Annotated in this window: 12 protein-coding genes; 3 read left to right on the top strand and 9 right to left on the bottom strand. The window is 58.2% G+C overall.

Features of this window, described 5'->3' with window-relative positions:
- Window positions 1-9: 9 nt before the first annotated feature.
- From nagZ to K9U38_RS02400, 4 genes are all read right to left on the bottom strand, one after another.
- Window positions 10-1,029 carry a beta-N-acetylhexosaminidase gene (gene nagZ, locus K9U38_RS02415; protein ID WP_224492730.1) on the bottom strand — a complete coding sequence of 340 codons (1,020 nt, stop codon included), beginning with the start codon at window positions 1,027-1,029 and terminating at the stop codon, window positions 10-12.
- 75 nt (window positions 1,030-1,104) lie between these two features.
- The gene (locus tag K9U38_RS02410; RefSeq protein ID WP_224492729.1) at window positions 1,105-3,762 is read right to left on the bottom strand and encodes an SPOR domain-containing protein; all 2,658 of its coding nucleotides are present in this window, start codon (window positions 3,760-3,762) and stop codon (window positions 1,105-1,107) included.
- A 97-nt stretch (window positions 3,763-3,859) separates the two neighbouring features.
- Window positions 3,860-5,617 carry an arginine--tRNA ligase gene (gene argS, locus K9U38_RS02405; RefSeq protein WP_224492728.1) on the bottom strand — a complete coding sequence of 586 codons (1,758 nt, stop codon included), beginning with the start codon at window positions 5,615-5,617 and terminating at the stop codon, window positions 3,860-3,862.
- A gap of 63 nt (window positions 5,618-5,680) precedes the next feature.
- Complete coding sequence (locus K9U38_RS02400) at window positions 5,681-6,889, bottom strand: deoxyguanosinetriphosphate triphosphohydrolase (RefSeq protein WP_224492727.1); 1,209 nt, start codon at window positions 6,887-6,889, stop codon at window positions 5,681-5,683.
- 312 nt (window positions 6,890-7,201) lie between these two features.
- Here K9U38_RS02400 and erpA point away from each other — a divergent pair, with 312 nt between their 5' ends.
- Both erpA and xth read left to right on the top strand, forming a co-directional pair.
- Entirely contained in the window at window positions 7,202-7,537 is a 336-nt protein-coding gene (gene erpA / locus K9U38_RS02395) for an iron-sulfur cluster insertion protein ErpA (RefSeq protein ID WP_255606885.1), read from the top strand.
- Between the two features lie 45 nt (window positions 7,538-7,582).
- On the top strand, window positions 7,583-8,365 hold the full coding sequence (gene xth, locus K9U38_RS02390; RefSeq protein ID WP_224492726.1) for an exodeoxyribonuclease III: 783 nt from the start codon (window positions 7,583-7,585) through the stop codon (window positions 8,363-8,365).
- A 462-nt stretch (window positions 8,366-8,827) separates the two neighbouring features.
- Here xth and K9U38_RS02385 read toward each other — a convergent pair whose 3' ends face one another.
- From K9U38_RS02385 to K9U38_RS02375, 3 genes are all read right to left on the bottom strand, one after another.
- Entirely contained in the window at window positions 8,828-9,622 is a 795-nt protein-coding gene (locus K9U38_RS02385; RefSeq protein WP_370631805.1) for a tetratricopeptide repeat protein, read from the bottom strand.
- A 579-nt stretch (window positions 9,623-10,201) separates the two neighbouring features.
- On the bottom strand, window positions 10,202-11,497 hold the full coding sequence (locus tag K9U38_RS02380; RefSeq protein ID WP_224492725.1) for an OmpP1/FadL family transporter: 1,296 nt from the start codon (window positions 11,495-11,497) through the stop codon (window positions 10,202-10,204).
- Window positions 11,498-11,889: 392 nt separating this feature from the next.
- A complete protein-coding gene (locus tag K9U38_RS02375; RefSeq protein WP_224492724.1) occupies window positions 11,890-14,676 on the bottom strand; it encodes a valine--tRNA ligase in 2,787 nt (928 codons plus the stop codon).
- A gap of 49 nt (window positions 14,677-14,725) precedes the next feature.
- On the opposite strand from K9U38_RS02375, the gene K9U38_RS02370 reads away from it, so the two are divergent.
- The gene (locus tag K9U38_RS02370) at window positions 14,726-15,229 is read left to right on the top strand and encodes a hypothetical protein (RefSeq protein WP_224492723.1); all 504 of its coding nucleotides are present in this window, start codon (window positions 14,726-14,728) and stop codon (window positions 15,227-15,229) included.
- A gap of 13 nt (window positions 15,230-15,242) precedes the next feature.
- Here the strand turns inward: K9U38_RS02370 and K9U38_RS02365 are convergent, their stop codons facing one another.
- Both K9U38_RS02365 and K9U38_RS02360 read right to left on the bottom strand, forming a co-directional pair.
- The gene (locus K9U38_RS02365; RefSeq protein ID WP_224492722.1) at window positions 15,243-16,055 is read right to left on the bottom strand and encodes a PopZ family protein; all 813 of its coding nucleotides are present in this window, start codon (window positions 16,053-16,055) and stop codon (window positions 15,243-15,245) included.
- 214 nt (window positions 16,056-16,269) lie between these two features.
- Window positions 16,270-17,676, bottom strand: coding sequence for a TolC family outer membrane protein (locus tag K9U38_RS02360; RefSeq protein ID WP_224492721.1), 1,407 nt, complete (start codon window positions 17,674-17,676; stop codon window positions 16,270-16,272).
- Window positions 17,677-17,704: the final 28 nt, after the last annotated feature.

The raw sequence follows: 17,704 nt of genomic DNA, 5'->3' as shown, positions 1-17,704 counted from the left end.
TTCTCGTTTCTATGCCACCGCCTCGAAGGTACGCTGGAATTCTTCCCGGAGTTCCTCCTCGCTGGAGGTATCCGGCTCTTTTCTGTAATCGATCGCCCGTATCGCCCGCTCGAGGGCTTTGCCCTCCAGTTCAGGCGTGCAGGACGCTACTGCGCGCATCTGCTCCATAATGCCATGGCAATGAAGCACGATATCGAGCCCAGCCGCAAAGATTGCTTTGGTCCGGTCGAAATAATCCCCAGAAAGTGCATTCATGGAGACGTCGTCGCTCATCAGCAACCCGTCAAAGCCTATATGGCCGCGGATGATCTCTTCCACCACCTTGCCGGATGTCGTTGCCGGAGACTTCGGGTCGACCGCCGAGAAGATGACATGGGCACTCATTGCCATTGGCAGATCGGCCAGCGCCCGGAACGGCGCGAAATCATGCTCGGCCAGCTCCTCAAGCGGTGTGGAGACGGTCGGCAGCTCGTGGTGCGTATCGGCGAATGCCCGCCCGTGCCCCGGAATATGCTTCATCACCGGCAGCATGCCGCCAGCAAGCAGGCCCTCGGCCGCGGCGCGCCCCATGGCGGTGACAATCTCGGGATGCTTGCCATAGGCGCGTGTGCCGATCACATCGTTGGCCCCTTCGACGGGAACGTCGAGCACAGGAAGACAGTCCACGTTGATGCCCAGCTTCAACAGATCAAAGGCATGAAGCCGCGACAGAAGCCAGGCGGCACGCAGGCCTCTCTCCTCATCCTCGCGGTAAAGCGCGCCTAGCGCCGAGCCCGCCGGATAGTTTGGCGCAAGCGGCGGCCGCAGACGTTGCACGCGCCCGCCTTCCTGATCGATCAGGACAAGTGCATTGTCGCGATCGACGAGATCGCGCAAATGCGCGCAAAGGTCCTCGATCTGCGCCGGCTCGCTGACATTGCGTGCAAACAGAATAAAACCCCAGGGGCGCTCATCGCGGAAGAACGCGATCTCATCCGGGGTCAGTTTCAAACCGGCTGTCCCGGCAATCCATGCTTTTGATTCGCTCATGTGCAAAGTCTACTTCTTCAATGCAAAAAAGGAAAAGGCGGCCGTGGCCGCCTTTTCACGTCCATGGTGGCGACCCTACTGGGTGACGAAACAGCTACCACCGGCCGACTTGTACTTGGTGCAGAGAGCGACCGCGTCCGCCTTGGAACCCGCAGGTATCCGGACACGGAAGAACGTACCCTTGCCGGCGATTTCCGCCTGCTTGATGTCGACGCCACGCCCGCCGATCACGCTTGCATATCTCTGTGAGAGCGTGGCGTAGGTCTTCTGCGCACCTTCCACATTCGGTTGCGAGGCGATCTGGATCATGTAGCTGCCCGCTGCAGGAGCCGTGGACGCCACTTGCTGACCCGCGGCATTCTTGGGCGGTACGCGATCGACAATATCAAGCGGCTGTTCGGCAGGCCGTGATTCAACCACAGGGATATTCTTCGGAGCGGTGGCCACCGTTTCCTGCGTAATCTTCTTCGTTTCGACAGGCTTGGCAGGCAGGTTTCCAGCCGCAGGCGCCGGTGTTGCTGCTGCAGGCTTGGCAGCAACGGGAGCCGGTGCGGGTGCCTCGGCGGCTTGCGGCGGCGCAGGCAGATCATTGCCCTGGACAAGTGAGCCAATTGCATCATCGGCAGATTCATCCGGCAGCGGGATCGTGTCGGCGGCAGGCGCAGGTGCATTCGAGGCAACCGGCGCAAGGGCGTCCGATGCTGCCGAAGCGGGTGCCTCGGGGCGATCAACTGGCGCAACGGCAGGACCGGTGCTCAACGCCTCGCCTTCCTGAGGAATGGCGGCAACCATCGTTCCGTCCGGCTTGACGACCATTGTCTGCACCTTGCGCGGCGCAATAGCGCCGTTGCGCTGTGCTGGCGGCTCGCTGGATGCAACATCTTCAATGGCCGGATCAACCCGCTCCTCGACCTTGTCGGTTGCAGGCATGTCTTCGTCTTCATCCGCTGCGAGATCGACCGGATCTTCACGCGTTGTCACCAGCTGATCCTGTTTCGGCGCTTCGGGAGCGATGGTCGCGCCCTTGTCGTATACGGCCTTGTCCTGGTTGGGAACGACCGCGGTGCCGGTGGTCTCCGGCTGAACCTTGATCGGCGTCTTGTCGGCAGTGATGACGACGGGCTCGCCGCCCGATCCGCTAGTCCATTTGTAGGCGACAGCGCCTGCGACAGCGACAAGCACGACGGCTGCGGCCACGCCGGGCACGAAGAAACTGCTGCGCTGCCTCTTTCCGTCCTGTTGTCCGTAGGGCGTCGCGGCAATATCCACCTCGTCGCGCTGTGGATCATAGGCAAAGTCCGAATCCTCTTCAGGACCATGCTGATAGGCCTGTGCCCGGCTCTTTGCAGCCGCGACTCCGGCCATCCCAACGGCGGCAGCTCCGGCAGCGGCCGCGGCATAGCTCGACGGACTGTGTGGTCCCTGTTCCGCCTGGTTGCCAAAAACATCGGCGAAAATATCGGCATACTGATCCTGTTCGGTCTCGGACTTCGGCGTCTCTTCATGAGCCGCGTAGCCCGTCCGAGGATCTTCCGCCTCGATCGAGCCGAACACCTCGGCAAATTCGCTTTCAAGCTCGCCAAGTCCGTTATTGGCCGGCGCATCGTCCTCGTAATGCACGGCCGGCAGATCAAGTGCCTCCGTATACTCGACCCGGTTCTCCGTCACCGCCACAGTATCGACGTCGGGAGCGTCCAGCGATGCGGCTGCACGGTCAAGCTCATCCGCATAGTCGCTCAGATCATGCACCTCAGGCAATCTTGGCGCGCTTGCAATCGGGCTTGCCACCGGCACGGATATCGGTTCACGAACGGTGGCTTCAGGCTGCACGACGCTATGGTAGCGCGGGAACACAGGCTCGCTGGACTCGGCTGCGGCCTCCTGTTCAACGGCAGCTTCTTCCTCGACCTCATCGTTGACTGTGGCGTGCACGTCGAAATCGTCGAACGCTGCCATCAGCTCTTCAGCGTCAAAATCTTCGTGCTCGGAATGCTGCGCCTGCTCCTCGGTCGCATCATAGATGACCGGCTCCTGCACTGGCGCAGCCTGGGAGATCTCAGCTTCAGCTGCCGGCTCGACCTGCTCGAGATCCGGTTCCGGAGCTGCTGGTGTCTGGTAGCTGGTCATCCGACTGATGACGGGTGCCGGTTCTGTCCGCCCTGCGACCTGCGCCTGCGAACCATACCCCCACGAGGCATTGGCTGACCTTTGCACGACCGGCTGTGCCGATCCTGCCAGCAACGTCTCCAGCTCATCTTCAAGGCTAACCGGTGGCGCCGCAACCGCCGCACCCTCTTCGTACGGGGAGGCAACTGCTTCGACGCTGGTTTGAGGCGTCACACCTTCGCCGGTCTCACCATCCGCATAGGACGTGTCGGGCTCGTAATCGGCGTAATCAGGTTCTTCGTAGGCCGCAACGGCTGCAGCGATCACAGACGGCTCGCTCATCCCCAGTTCGCGCTCAATGGAGTCCTGGAATTCCTGGACGGCAAAGCGGTCGTCGTCGACCGCCTGCTGATCATCGGGGAGAGCCCCGGCGGACTGCGGAACGGCTTGCTCATCGAAGCCTCCCATCAGCTCGCGTTCGAGATCCAGAGCAAGATCGTCATTCGACCCCGCTGACGACTCCTCGTCCGGCGTTCCCATGATACGGGAAAGCTCCATCAAGGGATCGTCATTGCCGAGTTGCGAATCATCCTGCCGGTGAGAACGCTGAATATAATTGTCCGCCATGGCGTTAATCCTGTACTCTCAACTGTGGACGTAAAAAAACGTCACGCATTGGCCATACCAGCGCAATGTGGGCAAAAGTTGACAGGATTTCTGCGCCTTAGCGCATTTCAGTCGGAGCGTCCGCACCTATAATTGTCAATCCGGACGCCAGGACTTTCGAAACAACCTGAACCAGCCCTAGCCTGGCTTGGGACAAGTTTGGATCGTTAACCTTAATAAAACGTAAGTCCGGATTTTCGGTTCCCCTGTTCCACTGCGTATGCAGCGAACTTGCCAGGTCATACAGGTAGAAAGCAAGCCTGTGCGGCTCCTGGTGCAAGGCTGCCGTTTCGATGAGCCGCGGGTACTCCGCAAGCTTGCGGATAAGCGCAATTTCGCTCTCATCCGTCAGCAGGCCGAAATGCTGGGCGCTGGCAGCCAACGCTTCCTCGCCAAGGCCAAGCTGCTCTATTGCCTGCCTGAAAACCGAATGGCAGCGCGCCGAAGCATACTGCACGTAGAAAACCGGATTGTCCTTGGAATGCTCGGTAACCTTGGCGAAATCGAAATCCAGCGGCGCGTCATTCTTCCGGTACAGCATCATGAACCGGACAGGATCACGCCCGACTTCCTCCACCACATCGCGCAGCGTGACGAATTCGCCCGAACGTTTCGACATTCTGACAGGTTCGCCATTGCGATAGAGCTTGACCAGCTGGCAGATCAGGACTGTGAGCTTGGCTGTACCGCCCGAAACGGCGCGTGCGAGAGATTCAAGCCGCTTGATATAGCCGCCATGGTCGGCGCCAAGCACGTAGATCATCTCGTCAAAGTGCCTGTCGTACTTGTCCTTGAAATAGGCAACGTCGGCGGCGAAATAGGTGAACTGGCCATCGGACTTGACGAGCGGCCGGTCGATGTCGTCGCCCACGTCGGTCGACCGGAACAGTGTCTGCTCCCGATCTTCCCAATCCTCCGGCAATTGTCCCTTGGGTGGCGGCAACTTGCCCTTGTAGACATGCCCCTTCAGCGTCAGGTCGTTGATCGCCGACCGGATCAGCTTGGCATTGTTTGCGTGCAGTGTCCGTTCCGAGAAGAACACGTCGTGATGGACGTTCAATGATGCGAGATCGTCGCGGATCATCGCCATCATCGCATCGATCGTCCTGTCTTTGACGATTGCAATCGCCTCATCTTCCGGCATCTCGAGCAGCTTCGTGCCGTAATCAGCGGCAAGCGACTGCCCGACGGGAACGAGGTAATCGCCCGGATAAAGACCTGCCGGGATTTCACCGATCTGCTCGCCCAATGCTTCGCGATAGCGCAGCATGACTGAACTCGCGAGGACATCGATCTGCGCGCCGGCATCGTTGATGTAATATTCCTTGGCAACGCTGTACCCGGCAAACTTCAGAAGATTGGCAAGCGCGTCGCCTACGACCGCACCCCGGCAATGGCCGACATGCATGGGGCCGGTCGGATTTGCCGAAACATATTCGACATTCACGCGATGACCATAGCCGAGCTTCGACCGGCCGTAGTCGAGACCTGCACTCAGCATGGCGGCGAGTTGCCCATGCCAGTAGGTGTCCTTCAGCCGCAGATTGATGAAGCCGGGCCCGGCCACGTCGACAGAGCCGACATCCGGGTCATTTTTCAGCGCCTCCCCGATCCTGACCGCAAGATCGCGCGGATTCTGCCCCACCGCCTTCGACAAAACCATGGCCGCATTGGTCGCGATATCGCCATGGCTCGGGTCGCGGGGCGGTTCCACGCCAACGCGGGACAGATCAACCTCAGCGCCATCGGTTGTTTTCAATTCAAGCGCTTGCAGGGCTTTTTTGATCCGCGCGTCGAAGTCGGCGAAGATATTCATTTGTGTCTACTCATTCGGGGTTTGTACATTGATGCGGCGATTATACCGCGATTGGCCCTGCCCTTAAGCCAAATCGGGCGTATGGTCAAACAACCTGCGGTGCTCGCGCACAGCATAGGTATCGGTCATGCCTGCCAGGAAATCCGCAACAAGCCGCGCAGAGGCACTCTCGTCGCTGCGATTCTGGCCGTCACGCCAGCCTTCCGGCATGCACTTCTCATCGGCGAGATAGGCGTCAAAGAGTTCCCTTACAATCCTGTCCGCCGATTTGCGGACCCGCACCACGCTTTCGTGAAAATAAAGGTTCTTGTAGAGGAATGCCTTGAGCATCTTTTCCTGTTCGCGCAGCGCCGCTGAAAATCGGACGATGGTCCGCCCGGCATCGTGAATATCGCTCACCTTCTGTGGCTTGAGCGCATCGAGACTGGCCCGTGCGGTGCGGATCACGTCTTCGACCATGATCGTGATCTGTCGCCTGACGATCTCGTGGGACGTGCGCACATCGTCGAGACGGGGATATTTCTGGCGGACAGCGCGCAGGATATCTCCGGTCACCGCCACATCTTCCAGGGCGTCAAGCGATAGCAGGCCTGAACGAAGCCCGTCATCGATATCATGTGCATTGTAGGCGATATCATCGGCGATGGCGGCACATTGCGCTTCAAGAGAGGCAAAGCGCGCCAGTTCCAGATCGTGTCTGGCATTGTACTCCAGAATTGCTGCGGGCACCGGATGGCCCAACCTTTCGCCCCTTGCACCAATCAGGGGCCCGTTGTGCTTGACCAGCCCCTCGAGCGTATCCCATGTCAGGTTCAACCCGTCAAATTCGGCATAACGCCGTTCAAGGCTGGTCACGATGCGCAGGGACTGGGCGTTGTGGTCGAAGCCACCGAATGCTCGCATCTTTTCATTGAGTGCGTCCTCACCCGTGTGGCCGAAAGGGGTATGGCCAAAGTCGTGCACAAGGGCGATGGCCTCGGCGAGGTCCTCATCCAGGCGCATCGATCGCGCCAGCGCCCTGGCGATCTGCGCCACCTCGATCGTATGGGTCAATCGGGTGCGGTAGTGATCGCCCTCATGCGCGATGAAGACCTGCGTCTTGTGCTTCAGCCGCCGGAATGCAGTCGAGTGAATGATCCGGTCGCGGTCGCGCTGGAACATGGTACGCGTCGGACTCTCGGCTTCAGATACGAGTCGGCCCCGACTCGCGTTCGGATCGCACGCATAGGGCGCTCTCTCCCTGTAACCGAAACCGATGTCCTGCATGCTCATTTTTATTCTTGCCTTAGGTTTCGCGTTTCCATGTGCGTGGTTCGACAAGCTCACCATGAGGGAGGTAGGTGGATCGCATATGCGGAACTGCAACTCGGTGCCCCGCAAACAATCCATTGCCCTCATTGTGAGAACAACTCATGGTGAACTTGTCGAACCACGCACATCTTATGTGCCACCAAGATACCCCGCGCCGTTGACTTCGCAGTCGCCAATTCTTAGCTATTGTGTATGATGAACGGCAAGATGTGACAGTGCAATGTCAATCCTTGGCGATAGCAAGCGGAGCAATCCGCGAAGGACCTTTGAAGAATGAGCGAAATTGCCAATGTTTCCGTCTCCGACGCCGCTGCAAAGCGCATCTCGGCGATCTTGAAGGCTGAACCGGAAAAAACCGCCCTGCGCATTTCGGTTGAAGGCGGTGGTTGCTCGGGCTTCTCCTACAAATACGATCTGGTCGACGCCCAGGATGAAGACGATATCGTCATCGAAAAGCTCGGCGCGAAAGTGCTGATCGATTCGATCTCCCTGCCCTATATTGGCGGCTCCGAAATCGACTTCGTCGATGATCTGATGGGTCAGTCGTTCCAGATCCGCAACCCCAACGCGACTGCGTCGTGCGGCTGCGGAACAAGTTTCTCCATCTGACAATCGCTTGCCAGCACCGCCGTTGTTACACAAACCGGGATCTCCATGAAAATCGTTACCTGGAACATCAATGGCGTCAAGGCGCGCATAGAAGTGCTTACGGCATGGTTGCAGGAATCCAACCCGGATATTGTCTGCCTGCAGGAAATCAAATCCCTTGACGATGGTTTCCCGCGCTTCGAACTGGAAGCTCTCGGCTATCACGTGGAAACCCATGGCCAAAAAGGCTTCAATGGCGTGGCCATACTGTCCAAGAAATCCCCGGAGGAAGTGACCCGTGGCCTTCCGGGTGAGGATGAAGACGAGCAGGCCCGCTTCATCGAGGCGGTCTTTTCCACCGAGAAAGGCGTCCTGCGCGTCGTTTCGCTCTATTTGCCCAACGGCAATCCGGTCGGAACCGAAAAATTCCCGTACAAACTGCGCTGGATGGCGCGGCTTGAACGCTGGGCGGAGGAACGGCTTGCTTTGGAAGAGCCGCTCATCCTGGCCGGTGACTACAATGTCATTCCCGAACCGATCGACGCAAGAAATCCGGAAGCCTGGGTCAATGACGCACTTTTTCAGCCCGAGACTCGTCAGGCCTTCCGGCGGCTTGAAAACCTCGGATTTACCGACGCCGTCCGCAGCGTGTCCGATGCTGCCGCCTACACGTTCTGGGACTATCAGGCGGGTGCCTGGCAGAAGAACAACGGCATTCGCATCGACCACCTGATGCTGTCGCCGGAGGCCACTAACCTTCTCGAATCCGCCAGTATCGAGAAGCATGTACGCGCCTGGGAAAAGCCATCCGACCACGTGCCGGTGGCTATTTCCATAACCATCCCCTGATCCAAGAAGATCTAGTACAGATTTCGCCTAAGAGTCTGTTTTGAAAGTCGCTGCGGCGAGGCATATGGCGTGGCTTCCGAGAACCGGAGCGCAGCGTACATTCGGGTACGTGAGCACCGGAAACGCAGAAAATCGCGCCAGATGACCGCCGCAGTAGACTTTCAAGACGGGCTCTTATACTTTCGGCGCATTGACCACAGAGCGGCCCGATTTTATATCGCCTGATGTCACATGACCGATACAATGCTCAATTATGCACGAGCATTGCGTATTATATAAACTGTTACTTTTATTAGTCTTTCCGTACATTTCTCGGACGGTCGTTTTTTACTTATTCTGGCGTTTCGGCGCCTGTTGCGGAAGCGAAAACGACGATCGTCACTCTTACATAGACTGGACTTGGAAGGGACACTACGCGCGACGGCTTCGTCGGAGCGCTGCAATTAATCAGGAATGACCGTTTCAGAAATCGCCGGTCTTGACGATATCTTCGGCTAGCACCATCGCAGTGCGTCGGTCGGCCTCGTCGGCAAGAGAGAAGGCCTGTTCCTGGATGTCGCCGATCCAGCCCCGGTCCTGTTTGGGCGCGTGTTCAAGGGCAGCTGTCATCATGGCGAGGCCACGCACCGTCTTGCCCGCCTGGAACAGCAGGTTGCCAAGCATCGCCTGCGCCCCCGCATTGCCTTTCTGGGCCGACAGGCGGAACCAGCGCGCCGCCTGATTGGGATTGGGCTGACCACCCTCGCCCTTCATCAGCATCTTGCCAAGCTCGAACTGTGCATCGGAGTCGCCGAAGTTGGACGCAGCCTGCAGGTAAAGGTCGCGCGCGGCACCGGGATTGGAGCGGATCGGGGAATTGGGGATGCCGCGCTTCACATAACCTGCGAGCGCAACCAGAGCATCGGCAACATAGCTCTCATTCTCGGTGCCCTGATCTGCACCTTCCTGGACGACCTGCTCGAACATCTTGTAGGCTTGGTAGTCATCTTCCTTGACCCCGTCGCCCTCGGCATACATGCGCGCTAGCTTCCAGTTAGCGCCCTGATGCCCCTTTTCGGCGGCAAAACGCAGCGCCTTGACGGCTTCATCCTTGTGACCATTCTTGTAGGCCGAAAATCCGAACTTGAAGAGGGCAAAAGGGCTGGAGTCTTCCTTCACTTCGTTCTGGGTATCGAAGGCAAGGCAGGGCCCCGCCATGGCGCTCATCAAAAGGCCAATCCCGACAAGCGGAGAGAGAAAACGATCAGCGATGAGCATTGCAGTATTCTTTCTTCACCCCGTTCGGCTGTGTCGCGGCAACGCGCGCCATAGCATCGGCCCGGGTGCTACACCCGCCAGTCTGCATCCACACGGCAGCCAATAGCGGGATGTTCAAATCTTGCACGTCATTCCAGCAATCATTTGACCGATTTCCGGCAATAGTACGGCCAGTGGACGCGCGAAAGCTTCGTTCAGCGGTAACATCGGCGTGAGTTGGGGAAGCCGCATCATAAACCCCATGGGAGTCAGGCAAAGCGTACCGGCTTGAACTGTTTGCCTGTAAGTGAAAAGTTGCGTCCATCATTTCCCCGTGCGGAACATCTGCACTATTGCACATGCCATTCGACCAACCGCGGTCGCCGCCCTTTCGTGGTGCTCCGGGTTTGTGGCGCAAAATGGGCAAATTTGCCCCTGTGCCCCGTGCCGCAAATCATCGCGCAGAAGTGTTGCTGAATCGTCACAAAATTTGATCTGCCCGCAATATTGGCCCGGTGTCCGTTTCGGGCACCGATCCAGCTGCGCCAAACAGAAAAGCCCGGCGATGCCGGGCTTTTCTTTGTTATCAAACAGTTGGGCTTAGAACTTGAGCTTGCCCGAAAGTGACAGGGCACCAACGAAGTCATCGCCAAAGTCATAGGTCACGTCCGTACCGCAGGTTTGCGTGCCTGGGCAGGCCGTGGGGCCGTACGATCCGGATGTCAGCACGCCCACTGCGCCGCCGGCGCGGATCTCGACATTCTTGTTCGGCGTGTAGGAAACGCCGCCGGAGAGCAGATAGGTGTCGGTCTGCGTCGTCAGGCCGGTCGACGTGCCGCGATCCCAGCTGATCTGAGCCGAACCACTCCACTGGTCGTTGAACTTGTGGCCAAGGCCGGCAGAGACCGTCCAGCCGTCCTGGAACATCAGGTCGAGTGACGTCAGGCGGAAGGGTGAGCTCGGTCCGCAGGCTCCCAGCGCCTTTGTTGATGTCGGGCAGAACGCGACAACTTCAAGAACGCTCCAATCGACCCACTTCACCTGACCAAACGCAAGCCAATCTGGCGCGATGCCGGTTTGCCAACGGAAATCGAGTGATTGCGGCATCGTCGCTGTGCCGTAAACGTCGGTCACGCGGCCGACGAACGGGTTGCGCAGGACGCCCGCCAGGGCTCCCGGGATCTCTGTCAGGTCGACCGTGCCGTTGATCTGGTCGAGGTCGATCTCGGCATTATAGATCAGGCTGGCACGCAGCGCGTATTCCGGAAGCTCATAGGCAACACCGGCACGCCAGCCGACGCCGTCAGCATTCAACGAAAGAACGCCCTGTCCGTCGTAGCCAAGCGCGGCATATGGTGTCTGGAAGATATTGCCGAACACCAGCCTGTTCTTGAAACCATCGAGTTCCTGATAGGAGACGCCGCCAATGGCGCGCAGATATCCCTTGCTCAAGGCAAACTTGTAGGAACAGGTCAGGCCGTAGTCATCGCTGTCGATCTTGGTTTCGATGTTCTGGTTTGCACCCACCCAGTCAGCGCCGGGATCGGTGTGCACACCCCAAGGCTGGCTATATGTAGCAAGACAGTCGGCATCATCCGTGATGCCTACCTTGAAACCAAAACGCGGAACGGAATAGTCCGGTGTTTCATCGACGGAGGTCGCGCCGCCGCCGATGCCGTTGGCGCCCCTGCCATCGCGAGGATTGGTGTCCACGGCATTCTTGATCCGGCGATCTGGCATGACATAGATCACGCCAGCTTCCGTTGCGACGCGGCCGGGCTCAAACAGCAGTTCCCAGTTATAGCCACCGCGCTCGAGCCCCCCGGCCTGAGCAACAGATGCCACGCCCGTCAAAAGCAATGCCCCACCCAGAATTGTTGATATAGCTTTTGACATTAGTCCTCCCCGAAAGTCTGAAAAAGCTTCCTGAACACACCACAGTTCAGCAAAATTGTTACCAATACGTAATAGGTAACAAAGCTCGCCAATCGTGCAACGAATTTACGACGGGACGATTAACCGGAAAAACGCGGGAGGAACGCAAAATGCCGAATTTTCGCGCGCAGCTGATCGGGATTCAGCGATTTTCTGTATTAGACCGAATTAGTTAGCGCCGAAATCGGAGGTTTTTGGCTTCCAAAAAGCCAATGTTGCGCAAATGCAACGTCGCTCAAAAATGACGAAATTGGGGCTTTTCATCGGCTGAAATGGGGAGCTTCCCCCTGCATGACAAGGGGAAGTCCTGATTTAATTCCGTCCGAGATTCGCCCGAACGGACCACTGCCGGATCAGCTTGCCTCGCGGACGCGGCGGATAGCCGTTTCGATCTTTTCTGCCGCGGCACGCAGTTCTGCGAGGCGCTCGCGTTCCGCCTCGACAATTTCAGGCTTCGCATTCGCTACGAATTTCTCGTTGCCGAGCTTCTTGCCAATCTTGTCCGATTCATCGGCAATCTTGCCGGCTTCCTTGGTAAGCCTTGCAATCTCGGCGTTTACGTCGATGAGGCTTCCCAGCGGCAGGCAGGCCGTGGCTTCGCCGATGACGAACTGTGCCGAGCCCTTCGGTGCATTGTCAGCAAATGAAATCGTCTCGACGCGAGCGCGCCACTTGATTGATGCGTCATGGCGCTGCAGTCGTTCGCGTGTTACATCATTGGCGCCGATGACGACCAGCGGCGCCATCGCCGACGCGGGAACGTTCATCTCCGCACGCACGGAGCGGATGCCGGTCACCAGATCGATCAGCCAGTTGATGTCCGCGGCAGCTTCCGCATCGAGAAATTCGGGCGTGGGCCAGCCAGCGTGGCACAGCAATGTCTCGCGCGTTTGCCCCTCGCCCGCTGTGTGGGCCCAAAGCTCTTCAGTCATGAAAGGCATGAACGGGTGCAGCAGTTTGTAGATTTCGTCGAGAACATATGCGGCGCAGGCCTGTGCTTCCGCTTTTGCCTCGGCATCCTCGCCGTTGAACACCGGCTTCAGGAGTTCGATGTACCAATCGCAGAACTGGTTCCAGACAAAGCGATAGGCAGCACCGGCAGCCTCGTTGAAACGATAGCTGGTGATGCCGTCAGTGACATCCCGGGCTGCATTGGTAAGTTCGGTCAGGATCCAGCGATTGACGGTCAGTTTCGCATTCTCCGGCCGGAACGATGGATCGCGGGCGACCCCGTTCATTTCGGCAAAGCGCGTCGAATTCCAGAGCTTGGTTCCGAAATTGCGGTAGCCGGCAATGCGACTTGGATCGAGCTTCACATCGCGGCCCTGCGCCGCCATGATCGCCAGGGTGAAGCGAAGGGCATCTGCGCCGTACTCATCGATCAGCTCGAGCGGGTCTATGACATTGCCCTTGGATTTCGACATCTTGGCGCCGTTCTTGTCACGGACCAGTGCATGTACGTAAACCGTATGGAAGGGCTCTTCATTCATGAAGTGCAGGCCCATCATCATCATCCGGGCGACCCAGAAGAAGATGATATCAAAGCCGGTAACCAGCACGTCCGTTTGGTAATAGGTGGCAAGCTCAGGCGTCTTGTCCGGCCATCCCAGTGTCGAGAACGGCCACAGTGCCGAAGAAAACCATGTGTCGAGCACGTCTTCGTCGCGCGTCAGGATTTCACCCGGTTTGAAGCTCTCGATGAGGTTTTGGACGTGGGCCTTCATCGGCCCTTCATGGGCAAGATAGTGCTGGATGGCAGCGCTCAGCGCCTCCTCTTCAGTGCGCTCTACGAATATCTGTCCGTCCGGGCCATACCAGGCCGGTATCTGATGCCCCCACCACAACTGGCGCGAGATCGTCCAGGGCTGGATGTTCTCCATCCACTCGAAATAGGTCTTTTCCCAGTTCTTCGGAACGAAGTTGGTCCGGCCCTCCCGCACACTGGCAATGGCCGGCTTGGCAAGCTCTGCTGCGTTCACATACCACTGGTCGGTAAGGTAGGGTTCAACCGGAACGCCGCCGCGATCCCCATGCGGAACCATGTGGGTGTGCTCCTCGATCTTGTCGAGATAGCCGCCTTCTTCCATCATGCTGACGATAAGCTTGCGCGCGGCAAAGCGATCCTGGCCGTCCAGCAGATGAATGAGCTGGCTGAGATTTCTTGATGATTCCAGTCCTTCCAGAAACTCGTCATTGTTCTTCAGATGGATGGACGCATCCGTGTTGAGGATATTGATCTGGCGCAGGTCATTGCGCTTGCCCACCTCAAAATCGTTGAAATCATGGGCCGGCGTAATCTTGACGGCACCGGAACCGGCCTCCGGATCGGCATAGTCATCGGCAACGATCGGGATATGGCGCCCGACGAGCGGCAGGACGACATTGTTGTCGATCAGCGCATGATAACGGGAATCGTCGGGGTTAACGGCAACGCCGGTATCCCCAAGCATCGTTTCCGGCCGCGTCGTCGCCACCACAATGTAGGTGTGTGGATTTTCAGGATCGAACGCTACATTCTCCAGCGGATAGCGGAAGTGCCAGAGGTTGCCCTTTATCTCCCGCTGCTCGACCTCAAGGTCCGAAATAGCGGTCAGGAGCTTTGGATCCCAGTTGACGAGGCGCTTGTCCTTGTAGATCAGGCCTTCCTTGTAAAGCGTTACAAACACTTCCAGAACCGCCTTCGAGAGTCCTTCGTCCATCGTGAAGCGTTCACGCGACCAGTCGCACGAGGCGCCAAGACGCTTCAGCTGTCCGGCGATGATGCCGCCCGACTCGGCCTTCCACTCCCAGACCCGTTCGACGAACTTTTCCCGGCCCATGTCACGACGTCCCGGCTGCTGCCGTTCCATCAGCTGCCGCTCGACCACCATCTGCGTGGCGATACCCGCATGGTCCATTCCGGGCTGCCAGAGCACGTTCTTGCCACGCATGCGCTCGAAACGGACCAGGATGTCCTGAATGGTGTTGTTGAGCGCATGGCCCATATGCAGGGAACCGGTCACGTTCGGCGGCGGAATAACAATCGCAAAGGGATCGGCTCCCGGCTTTGATCCAGCACCGGCCTTGAAGGCACCGGCTTCGTCCCAGCGTCTTGCGATCTCCGGCTCTACGGCCGCTGCGTCATAGGTCTTCTCAAGCATAAGAATTGTCCGTCATTTGCGGAAAGGAATTGGCTACGGTGTAAACCGAATGGCCGCCTATAAGTCAATGCTGACGTGGCTCGCACATGAAAACGCACTGCATGCGACTTTCGTTGAATTGTTTATTACAACCACAGCGATTATTCAGAAGAAATTCATTCAACAACATTTCTTTGAGAAATTTTCGATGAAGATGCAAAACTCCATCATACTCTACATGTCGTCACTGACCATATTACTCGCGGCATCTTTTGCCTTCGCCGGCTGCACTTCGGCACCAATGCGCAGCATGCAATGGAAGAAGAACCTGCAGGATCCGACTTACAAAAAGACCATACTCGAGTCGTGCATTCACGATTTCAAAGCCCGGTCACAAGATGACCGCGAAAATTTGGCAACGCTAGCGCGTGTACCGGTTGAACACGCCCCATCTGTCGTTTGTAAACGTGTTCTGGATGCGGTTGCAAACGGTCGCCTGTCGGCGATGGACATGGAGTCGGCCAGCAGCAGCCATCTGCCGCCAAAGATTTTGAAAGTGATTGTGGGAAACTAAGCAGCGCCGGGCTTCAGCGCCGGCCTCCCCGTGCCACACGTTCAATCTCCTCGCGCACGAGGCGCTCGACCAGTGTCGGCAGGTTGTTGTCCAGCCACTCCTGCAGCAAGGGGCGCATGAGGTCCTGGGCAATCTCGTCGAACGAGCGGCGTTGTTCATTGCGCACGGCGAATGAGAGGTCTTCGAAGGCCGAACTGACCTGACGCTCCGCGGCCTCCGAAAGAATGGGCTCAAGTGCCCGCTCGAAATCGAGCGGTTCTTCCGCCGCTCTCGCTTCGTTTTCATGTTCAACCACGGGCGGCATCACAGTCGTCGCCACGGCTTCGACTTCAATCTCAGGCTGGGCCGGTTCGGCGATGAAGGTCTGTTCCACCGGTGCAGCTGGTTTGAGGACCGATTCTGCAGAGGCCAGGTACGCCTCCAGCGCGTCTTCCTCGAAATCCGGCCTCGGAGTGGCTTGTGTCGCAGCCAGAGGCGCCGCTTTCGGCTGCGGGCTCTCGGCCAACGGCTCGATTACGGCAATGGCACCCTGCTCGATAGGCCTCTGTTGTGGCGAGGCAGCCGTGCGCCCAAGCGCCGCTTCGTAAGGATGTGAAATCGGTTGCGAAACGGCAATGCCTTCCCGCGGAGGCAGCTGTTCCTCGCCGGCCTGTTCAACCCGCCGCGACTCCAGCTCTGCCGTGCGCGCTGGAACGTCGGAATTGACGGGCTGCGGCAAGGCGTCATCGGTTCGGCCGCCCGTGTCACTTTCTTCAATGATGCGACGAATCGATGCGAGAATTTCCTCCATCGAGGGTTCACGCGCCACAGTGGATGATTGTGCCATGACAGTCTTGCCTACTACATCTTGTTTCGGTGCGGTGCAACGAATCTGTATCAAGTGTAGAAGCTTGAATTGCGTTTGAGAATCCCCACCGTGAAGCTTTGCGACTAACCCACAGACTTTTCTCGAATCCGCTCGAGAGCAAAGACAGAAATGCCGCCAGGTCAACGACCGGACGGCAATTCTTCAATCACGAATTGTGCGCTCTCTGGAGTGCTTAACGGCCGTCAGGCGTGCGAAGACCGATCCACTTGTCCTTGATGGCTTCGTAATGTTCTTCAGGCCTATATTCTGTAACCTGCAGCCCGATTTGTGATGCGGTCAGACGACCGGTTGCCGAAAGAACGGCATAGCTTGTCACGACACTGTCTCGCTCGGCCTGTGCCAGATTGATCTGGCCGGTCAGAACGTCAGCCTGCGCATTCAACACGTCGAGTGTGGTGCGCTGGCCGACCTTGCGTTCTTCGATAACACCATTCAGGGCCAGCTGTGCCGCAGCAACCACTGATCGCTGTGCGACGATCGAGGCCTGAGCGGCTTCCATTTCCGAGTAGGCCTGGGCGATCGCCTGACGTACGCTGTCGCGCGCCACATCGACCTCGATCCGCCGCTGTCCGAGGGTTTCCTTGGACTGACGAACCAGAGCCGATGTACGGCCACCGCTGTAGATCGGGATTGTCACCTGGATTCCAGCCGTTGCGGTTGTGTTGTCCGCGTCGCTCGAAAGTTCCGAACCCGAAAAAATCTCGTTGCGGGAAACATCGGCCTGCAGATTGACTTGCGGCAGGAGCAGGCCCTCATTGGCCTTCACCGCATAACCGGCTGAATCCACTGCATATTGCGTCGACAGGATCGCCGGATGATTGGACGTGGCGATGCTGAATGCCTGATCCATTGATCGCGGCAAATTCTTTGCCATGGCCGCTGGCTTGAGGCGATCCGGGCTCGATCCGGTGATCTGGATATAGGTTGCGACCGCCGTCTTCTCATCGGACTTGGCAACATTGAGCGTTGCGATCGCAGCGGCCTTTTCGGACTCGGCCTGCGCCACGTCAGTACGCGTTCCTTCGCCCACGTCAAATCGCGCCTTGGCAGCGCGCAACTGCTCATCGAGGAACTCGAGGTTCTTCTGCCGCAGGATGACGATCTGGCGGGCCAGATAGACGTTCATGTAGGCCTGCGCCGCACTGAACAGCAGGTTCATCTCGTTGTTGCGCAGGTTTTCCCGGGCGGCAAGCACCTGGGTCTTGGCGGAAGCAACATTGTTCCTCGTGGTGAAGCCATCAAACAGCAACTGGTTGACGACAATCCCGAAAGTGCCTGTCTTGCTTGTGCCGCTATCCACTCCAAAGGCATTCGACTGATCCAGGCGGGTGTGCCGTACCGTCAGGTCGGCCGTACCGCTGACCGTTGGACGATAGCGCGACTTGGCGACAGCGACGCCCTCGTCGGTGACGCGTACACCGGCACGGTCGGCATTCAGCGAAGAATTGTTATCGTAGGCCTTGGCCATCGCGCCAAAGATCGTTTCGGCCATTGAAGGCGCAGAGGTTAGGACCGTTGCCGACATCAGCGCCGCGGTTAGTACTCGCTTGCCCGCTTTGAACACTATAAACCCCTTCATTCTCTCGATAGCCCCGACCGAACCATTC

Source organism: Phyllobacterium lublinensis (assembly GCF_020164435.1).
Taxonomy (GTDB): Bacteria; Pseudomonadota; Alphaproteobacteria; order Rhizobiales; family Rhizobiaceae; genus Phyllobacterium; species Phyllobacterium lublinensis.
The sequence above is the reverse complement of the archived record's forward strand: the minus strand, read 5'-3'. Positions and strand labels throughout refer to the sequence as shown.